This is a genomic window from uncultured Dialister sp. (genome assembly GCF_937959425.1).
Classification (GTDB): Bacteria; Bacillota; Negativicutes; order Veillonellales; family Dialisteraceae; genus Dialister.
Map to the genome: position 1 here is coordinate 1 of NZ_CALGPS010000146.1, position 8,392 is coordinate 8,392.

The 8,392-nt window shown below is 55.0% G+C and carries 5 protein-coding genes; 4 read left to right on the forward strand and 1 reads right to left on the reverse strand.

The genetic code is table 11. From position 1 onward, the window contains the following. Positions 1–589 precede the first annotated feature (589 nt). On the reverse strand, positions 590–1,471 hold the full coding sequence (locus Q0482_RS06175; protein ID WP_299144739.1) for a DMT family transporter: 882 nt from the start codon (positions 1,469–1,471) through the stop codon (positions 590–592). 1,497 nt (positions 1,472–2,968) lie between these two features. Here Q0482_RS06175 and Q0482_RS06180 point away from each other — a divergent pair. The 4 genes from Q0482_RS06180 (at position 2,969) to Q0482_RS06195 (ending at position 7,855) form a co-directional block, all read left to right on the forward strand. After that, positions 2,969–4,813, forward strand: coding sequence for an alkaline phosphatase (locus Q0482_RS06180; protein ID WP_299144740.1), 1,845 nt, complete (start codon positions 2,969–2,971; stop codon positions 4,811–4,813). Between the two features lie 30 nt (positions 4,814–4,843). After that, complete coding sequence (locus Q0482_RS06185) at positions 4,844–5,275, forward strand: hypothetical protein (RefSeq protein ID WP_299144742.1); 432 nt, start codon at positions 4,844–4,846, stop codon at positions 5,273–5,275. A gap of 751 nt (positions 5,276–6,026) precedes the next feature. Next, positions 6,027–6,686: an ABC transporter ATP-binding protein gene (locus tag Q0482_RS06190; protein WP_299144744.1), complete on the forward strand. Its 660-nt coding sequence runs from the start codon at positions 6,027–6,029 to the stop codon at positions 6,684–6,686. Next, positions 6,683–7,855 carry an ABC transporter permease gene (locus Q0482_RS06195; RefSeq protein ID WP_299144746.1) on the forward strand — a complete coding sequence of 391 codons (1,173 nt, stop codon included), beginning with the start codon at positions 6,683–6,685 and terminating at the stop codon, positions 7,853–7,855. The genes Q0482_RS06190 and Q0482_RS06195 overlap by 4 nt, the downstream gene beginning before the upstream one ends. The last annotated feature ends 537 nt before the right edge of the window (positions 7,856–8,392 follow it).

Consider the following 8,392-nt stretch of genomic DNA (forward strand, 5'->3'; position numbering starts at 1 on the left):
CAAAGAAAATCTGGGGATGCTAAAATTAACTATGCATATATTATACCATATTACACGTAAAATCTCAGTAGCATCTAATATATTCAATCATAAATAGTTATTCAGCATGCACTAAATAGCTCGCTATTCGCGTCGTCCCATTCCTTGCATTGCATAAAAATTCAAGAATAAAAGCAGACAGTGATTTAATCAGCGCTTCCCTAATGAAATTATAAGTGTGAAGCGGATTTCGTTTTCCGCCCTTCCCGCCGACCGGTATTTTTTAGTGGGCTGGGAGACAGTGGGAAGTGAGACGGTGGGACAGCTATCCGCTTTCCGATGGGCCGTATTTCCAAAGCATGGAGGTTCAGGCGCCAGACTTCCCGCCGGGCAAGCTCCGTAACGCTGACTTTATAATCATTGCCGCCGATAGGCGGCAATCCACAACCCTCGGCCCCACAGGGGCCGTCAAACCTAAGAACCTTCGCCCGCAAAGCGGGTGTCAATCTTAAGAACCTTTTTCCTCAACCCTTCTACACAACCTGCCTGCGTCAGCAGGCCATAACCTGCGGCGCCAGCCGCGCCCCTTTGCGTCCTTCCGCCGCCCCCCCTATTTCCCTGCCACGGCGCCTACGGCCAGGATGATGAGGGCCATGCCGAGAAGCTGCCAGGGGTTCATGAGGAGATGGAAGATGAGGAAGGCAAAGATGATGGAGGAGAAGGGTTCGATGGCGGAGATAATGCTGGCTTCGGTGGGGAGGATGTAGGCCACGCTTCCCAGGTAGAGGACGAAGGAGCAGATGGTGCCGAAGAGGACTACATAGGCGAAGGCCAGGAGCACCGGCGTGTCTATGGAGCCGGTGAAGGGGGTGAAGGCTGCCACGGGGATGAGGAAGAAGGAGGCCAGGAACATGCCCCAGCCCACCACCAGGGGGGCGCCGTATTTCTTGATGATTTTTACCGGCGCCACGGTGTAGAGGGCGCAGGCCAGGGCGGAGAGGAGGCCCCAGAAGAGGGCCTTTTCAGAAATGGCCAGGCTCCGGAAGCTGCCGCCGGTGGCAATGAGGGCGGTGCCGGCCACGGCAAAGATGGTACAGAAAATTTCCCGCCTGCGGGGCCACCGCCTTTCGGTCAGGCAGTACCAGAAGATGATAAGGATGGGCATGAGGTATTCCAGAATGGTGGCGGTGGGGGCGTTGCTGGCGCTGATGGAGGCAAAGTAGCCGTACTGGGTGCCCAGCATGCCGAAGATACTGAAGATGAGAAGGGTGTTCCGGTCCTTTCTGTCCTTCCAGATGGCGCCGATATTTCCATGCAGGAAACGGGCGAAAAGGAGCAAAAGAAATCCGGCGGTAAGGAGCCGGAAAAAGGTAAGCCACTCAGGGGCTATATTCTTATTGATAAGTAGAAACTGGCCTGCAATGCCGCTGCTGCCCCAGAAGATGGAGCCCAGGGAGGCGGAGAGTATGCCTTTCTTTCTGTCTGCTGTCATAGGTATGTCCTTTCATGAAATGGGATTTCATGTGGATATCATAGCAAATGGAGGGAGGAGAGTGCAAGATTATCTGCTGTCGGCTGTCCGCTTACCGCTGGGCTGTATTCCTGACTGCAAGAGGGAGTCCGCCTTCGGCGGAGGGGCGACAGCCCTGCGCTTACGCGCGGGCTGAGGGTTGCGTCGCTTCGCTCAGGGGGCGGATGGGGCTTACCGATATTCCCGAAAGCAAGAGGGGGCGCCTTATTAAAAATGGTAAATTGTAAATTTGTGAATGGTAAATGAAGGTGGCGCCTTTAAAAATGAAGGGCGCCATTATGATAAAAAAACATACAACTGCCCTGGCGGGCGCAGAAAAGCTGTTCCCCTTTGGCGCTGCGCAATGTGCCACATATGTCACTGCAGGAAAGCGGAGAGAGATTGATTCTCCCCCCTGAATAGGGGGGAGTCCGGCGCAGCCGGATAGGGGGGTGGCCACGATAGTGGCCAATTCCTGCCAACTGGTTTTTAGTGACAGATGAGTCATTGGCGGCGCGTACCAAGATTCTTCGCTGTTGTGGAGGTCCCGCATAGGACATCCACAGTCAGAGGAATTTGGCCCTGCATAAACTGGCGAAGGAGTATCATAATTATTCTTACCCTCTTACACCCTTTTGCCGCTCCCCTCAAGGGGAAACAAGAAATATAGAGAGGCTTTCCTTTTAGTAGGCTGACCAATCGAAAGGCAGCGTTCTGCAGGGAGATTTCTCGACTCCCTTTCACTAGCTCCATCGTAATGCAGGATTCATACCGGCTTGTACCACCGCTCGAAATGACGGGGGGAGCCATAGTGGTACAAATGCAAGCCCCGTAACGCCTTGCCCACCCCGCACTCGGGGGTGAGGGGACCGCGTACACGGTCAGCCAAATAAAAGGAAAGCGCCTTAATGGGCAGGCTATGCGCCAACTTTGGCTGACTTGCACATCCTCTGCAGGATGTGCACAGTGGAAGGGGGCCGCTCCAGCGGCATATAATACTTATTGCCGCGAAGCGGCAATCCACACCCCTTTGAACCCTTTGAACCAGCCCGCCAAAGGCGGGCCGAACCCTCTGAACCTTTCCCCCCACAACCCTTCTACACAACCTGCCTGCGTCAGCAGGCCGTAACCTGCGGCGCCAGCCGCGCCCCTTTGCGCCCAAAGGGCGCTTTCCCTCTGAACCTTATGAACCCTCTGAATTTTTTTCCAGCCCCCTGAGCGCCAGCGAACACAACCCTTCTTCACAACCTGCGCCGGCAGGCGCGCCCCCCTTCATGGCGAAGCCGTGTCTCCTTTTTCTCTTTTTTTACACAAAGGCGGGAAATGTCAAAAATTTTATGATTTTATGGAATTTCTAATTTTATTTTTTCTTTTCCTGTACAAAGCTCTTTCTCGACTGTTTCATTTTCCTTATACCATGGTATGCAGAACAACAACAATACAAATGATGATGTATTCATCTATGGAAGGAGCAAAGGAATGAAGAAAACTTGGATGAAAGCAGCAGTTTGCGGTCTTCTGGCAGGAGGTGCCCTTTTCGGGGGCGTGTTTCCTTCTGAGGCAGCGGATATCCGGATTCTTCCGGTAGATAATGCCAAGTTCTGGGCAGGGGCCCGTTTTGATTTCGACGTGGAAGTGTCCAACGCAAAGAATCTGCAGAATGTGGATGTGAAGGTGAACGGTGTTCCGGCGGATAAGTTCTTCGGGAAGCCGGCGGTGACGAAGGATCTGGGAAACGGAGTGACTTCGTACCGCATCGATGATGTGGATTTCCCGAAGACCGGAAAAATGGCAGTGACGGTGAATGCAAAGGACAGCCTCGGCACTTCCTATGCAGGAGCAGGCTATGAGGTGGTACAGGAAAAGGCGCAGAAGAGGGCGAAAAATGTCATCCTCTTCGTAGGCGACGGCATGTCCCTCCAGGCCCGTGAGGTGGCCCGCATTCTGTCCAAGGGCATGACCAACGGCAAGTACAATGATCTCTTGGCCATGGAGAAGCTGGAACATAACGCAGTGATTACTACCTCCGGCTACGATTCCCTGGTCACCGACAGTGCGAACTCCGCTTCCGCCTATGCTACCGGCCATAAGTCCGTGGTGAATGCCATGGGCGTGTATGAAGACTCCACAAAGGATCCCTTCGATGATCCGAAGGTAGAAAATATTTCTGAAATCCTGAAGCGTACCAGAGGTATGTCCATCGGTATCATTACCCAGGCAGAATCCACCGACGCCACCCCTGCTGCCATGATCGGCCATACCAGAAGAAGGGCTAACCAGGATTTCCTGGCGAAGAGCTATCTGGATGCCTATCACCGTCCTGACGTTATTATGGGCGGCGGCTCTTCCCGCTATCTCCCCAAGTCCGTGCCCGGTTCCAAGAGAAAGGATAATGACAACATTATCCAGGACTTCAAGGATCTGGGATACACCTTCGTCAGCACTTCCAAAGAAATGATGGCGGCGCCTTCCGACAAGCCGCTCCTGGGACTTTTCCACACCGGCACCATGAACGTATACATCGACCGTGAAATGCTGAAGAATCCGAAGGTGCTGAAGGGATTCGACGACCAGCCGAACCTGATGAATATGACGAAGAAATCTCTGGATATCCTGTCGAAGAATCCCAACGGCTTCTTTGCCATGATTGAAGGGGCTTCCATTGATAAGCAGCTCCACGTCATGGACTGGCAGCGGGCGGCCTACGATACCATCGAATTTGACAAGTCCATCGAATATGCGGAAAAATGGGCAAAGGAACACGGGGATAACACACTCATCATCGTTCTTGCAGACCACGCCCACGGGATTTCCATCAGCGGTACCTACCATGAAAGGGACGGCAAAAAAGGCACGGAGGCAGTACGGGTTTACGCCAACTCCATTTTCCCCACCTTCAAGGATGCCGACCATGACGGTTTCCCCGATAATCCGGATCCCGATGTGACACTGGCCATCCAGTACGCCAACCATCCGGAATACTATGAAAACTACCATTTCATGAAGACCCCCACCCCGCCGGCACTGGCTGTGAAGCAGACGAAGGAAGAGGCCGTGCAGAACGGCGACAAGGTGGAATACCATCAGGTATCTTCCGCTTCCTCCAAAGCCAACCCCGCCCGCATCCACCCCGGCGACCCGGCAGAACTGATGCCTGCTAACACGCCGAAGGACGATCCCCAGGAATGCCATTCCGCTGATGATATCCTCCTCAACGCCGGCGGCCCGGGCTCCGAATATTTCCACGGCACCATGGACAACACGGAAGTATTCTTCGGCATGATGAGAGCTTTGGGCATCGATGCCAACAAGAGCAAAAAGTAATCCGGGAAATCCATTTCCAGGGATACAACCATGAAACGCATTCTTTTGATTTCCTTTATGGCCCTGGCCCTGCTTATGTCATTCCCCACGGCGGAAGCGGAAGAATTATCCTTCGATGAAATTTATTCCGGCTGGTCCGCCGATGGGCTGACATTTTCCGACAAGACAAAGAGCCTTGAAGGCGGCACGGTGACCGTGTCAGGCTATATGGCACCGCCGCTGACGCCGACCATACATTTCTTCGTGCTCACTGAAGTCCCTATGTCCGTCTGCCCCTTCTGTTCCAGCGACGCAGACTGGCCTGATAACATCATCGTCGTCAAAGTAGACGACCCCATCACTGCACTCCCCTATGATACCCCCATTACCGTTACAGGCACTCTGGAAATAGGCAGTGAGACCGACGAAGAAACCGGATTTGTGAGCCAGCTTCGGATCCGCGCCGATTCCATAGACAGCTGATTTCTCCTGCCGGACCTCGTTTGAAATAAAAAGCACTGTGAAAGGTGCTTTTTTTACTTACGAAGATGTGGGGAGACATGGCGGCGCGGGACGGTATTGCTATCCGCTGACCGACGCTCCCCTTCCCGCCTTCCGCTTGTCAGAATACTGAGCGCCAGCGAAGAATCCTGGTGCACGGCGTAAGCGAGAAAAAGGCTGGTCAATACCAGTCGGCAGGAAGACGTCAGACAGTCAGATATCAGACTTCCCGCCCCGCTCCGGCCATTCTTCGCCTGCGGCTCAGATGACAGTTGAGGACAGGAAGTATAGCGCGTAACGCAGGCTCCTTCCACTGGAAGGAGCTGGGGGGCAGGGCTGAGGATAGGCCTTTGCGGAGCAAAGGCGGCATATAAAATTATTGCCGCGAAGCGGCAATCCACAACCCTCGGGCCAAAGGCCCGTCAAACCTAAGAACCCTCCGGCCCATGGGGCCGGTCAAACCTAAGAACCTTTTCCCACAACCCTTCCACACAACCTGCGGCGTCAGCCGCGCCCCCTTTTTTTATTGTGGCGGAGCCGCCACCACAACCCTCAGCGGCCAAAGGCCGCTGTCAAACCTAAGAACCCTCCGGCCCATGGGGCCGGTCAATCCTAAGAACCTTTTTCCCACAATCCTTCCACACAACCTGCCGCCGGCAGGCGTCCACAACTTTCGGCCCGCCAGGGCCGTCAACCCTCACGTCGGAGACGTGTCAAATGACAAAGGAGAACTATGATAACCATTCAAAATCTCATCTGCGATTTTCCCGACGGATACGGGAAGACGCTCCGCGCCCTTTCCGTCCCATCCTTTACCCTGGCCGATGGCGGCATGGCGGTGATTACGGGTCCTTCGGGCAGCGGGAAGACCACTTTCCTGCATTGCCTTTCCGGGCTCCTGACGCCCACTTCCGGCACCATATCCATAGGGGATGTGAAAGTGACTTCCCTGTCCCCATCAGAGCGCTGCGATTTCCGGGCGGCGAAGGTGGGGTATGTATTTCAAAAGCCCCTCCTTCTGCCCTATCTGACGGTGAAGGAAAACATCCGCCTCTCCGCCTCCCTGGCAGGGGGAAGCGCCGATGATGATACGGTGTCTGCCCTCCTTGACAGGGTAGGTCTTTCGGGGCTGGAGGGGCGGAAGGCAGACCGGCTTTCCGGCGGCCAGCAGCAGCGGGTTTCCTTCCTTCGGGCCATCGTGCGCCGGCCTTCCCTTCTTCTGGCGGACGAGCCCACGGCCTCATTGGATGAGAAAAACGGGAGGAAGCTCATGGATTTCATGCTGGATTACCAGAAGGAAACGGGCTGCTTCCTGCTCTGCGCCACCCACGACAGATGGGTAATGGACCGTTTTCCCCGGCGCTATGACGTACAGAAGGGGGCATTCCTATGATTCGTCTGGCTTTTCTTTCCCTGGCAAGACGGCCTCTTCGGCAGTTTCTTCTCTTCCTCCTCATCCTTGTCACCGCGGCGGTGCCTGTTTTTATTCTCCAGACCGCCGGCGGCCTTTACGGCGGCATCAACCGGGCAGTGAGTCCATTTCCCATTCTGGCGGGGGCCAAAGGCTCTGCCTACCAGCTGGTGCTGAATACCGTATTTCTAAGGGATCGGCCGGTGGGAAATATTCTGCTTTCGGAAATGAAGAAACTGGAAGATACAGGAAAGACACAGGCGGTGTATCCTCTGGGTTTCGGGGACAATTACCGGGGATTCCGTATCGCCGGCACGGACAGGGCCCTTTTTGACTACCGCCCGGTGAAAAACAAAGATCCCTGGCTGTCCTTCAAGGAAGGACAGGTTTTCCATGAAGAAGGAGAGGCGGTCATCGGCAGTGAAACCGCCCGCCTCACGGGGCTCAAAGTAGGGGACACCTTCCGCTCCGTTCACGGCAGTTCCCCAAAAGGGCGGGCCCACGACCACCCCTTCCGCGTCACCGGCATTCTCAGGCCTGTGGGCGGCCCCTATGACACCGCCATTTTCATCGACATGAAGGATGTATGGGAAGCCCATGGGGAAGCGGCAGAGGACAAACGGGAAGTGACCGCCCTTCTGGTGGTGCCCAAAGGGTACAAGGAAGCCATGCAGCTCCTTGCCTCCTACCGGAAGAACAGGGATGTGCAGATGGTCTTCCCCTCCCAGTCCGTCATCTCCCTCTACGCCATGGTGGGACAGACGAAGCATTTCTGGGAAATCTTCGTCACCGCCCTCCTGGCCATGTCCCTTCTCATCACACTCCTCGTTATGTACTGGAGCGGCCTTTCCCGCATGGGTGAACTGGCCCTTCTGGAAGCCCTGGGCGCAGGAAAATCGAAAATCCGCCTCTTTCTTCTGGCGGAAGAAGGCATGCTGCTTTTTGCAGGAAGCCTCTGCGGCTGGCTTGCCGGTTATGGGGCAAGCCTCCTGGCCTCCCGCATGGTATCTGATACCGCTGCCATCACCATGGTCACCACCCCGGACTGGCGGGGCTTCCTCATCATCCCCGGCGTCACTGTCATAGGCACGGCCGCAGGCCTCCTGCCCGCCCTCCTTCTGGAAAGAAAGGATGTGTCCGCTTATCTGTGAGGGGAAAGGGGGCTGGTGGGAAAGTGAGACAGTGAGACAGTGAGACAGTGAGACAGCTGTCGGCTGTCGGCTATCCGCTGTCGGCTATCCGCCTGGCACCGTCATTCCGAACGCAGTGAAGAATCTTGGTGAGTACCGCTAATGGCTCCTGCTAGCTCACTAGTTCACTAGTTCACTAGTTCACTAAAGAATACCGACCGGCGGGGAGACGTCAGACTGTCAGACGGCAGACATCAGACATCAGACATAGAGGATTCCCGAAAGCAAGAGGGGGGAGGCGCCCGGGGCGCCCGGGTTCAAGCCGCCATGGGGCTTCGCCCCTGGGCGGTCCGGGTTCCGCCCGCAGAGCGGGCTGGTTCAGAGGGGAGAGAAAAGGTTCAATGGATTGACGGGGCTTTCGCCCCGAAGGTTCTTAGGGAAGCACTGATTCATTCATAGAGTCTGCTTTTATAAGAATTTTTATGCACTGCTTCGTCATGGGACTCCTTAAATAGTGCATGCTGAATAACTATTTATTGTTGAATATATTAGATAATT

Excerpts from the sequence above, each read along its gene's own strand:
- Q0482_RS06175 (WP_299144739.1), bottom strand. The coding sequence starts at position 1,471 with ATGACAGCAGACAGAAAGAAAGGCATACTCTCCGCCTCCCTGGGCTCC.
- Q0482_RS06180 (WP_299144740.1), top strand. The coding sequence starts at position 2,969 with ATGAAGAAAACTTGGATGAAAGCAGCAGTTTGCGGTCTTCTGGCAGGA.
- Q0482_RS06185 (WP_299144742.1), top strand. The coding sequence starts at position 4,844 with ATGAAACGCATTCTTTTGATTTCCTTTATGGCCCTGGCCCTGCTTATG.
- Q0482_RS06190 (WP_299144744.1), top strand. The coding sequence starts at position 6,027 with ATGATAACCATTCAAAATCTCATCTGCGATTTTCCCGACGGATACGGG.
- Q0482_RS06195 (WP_299144746.1), top strand. The coding sequence starts at position 6,683 with ATGATTCGTCTGGCTTTTCTTTCCCTGGCAAGACGGCCTCTTCGGCAG.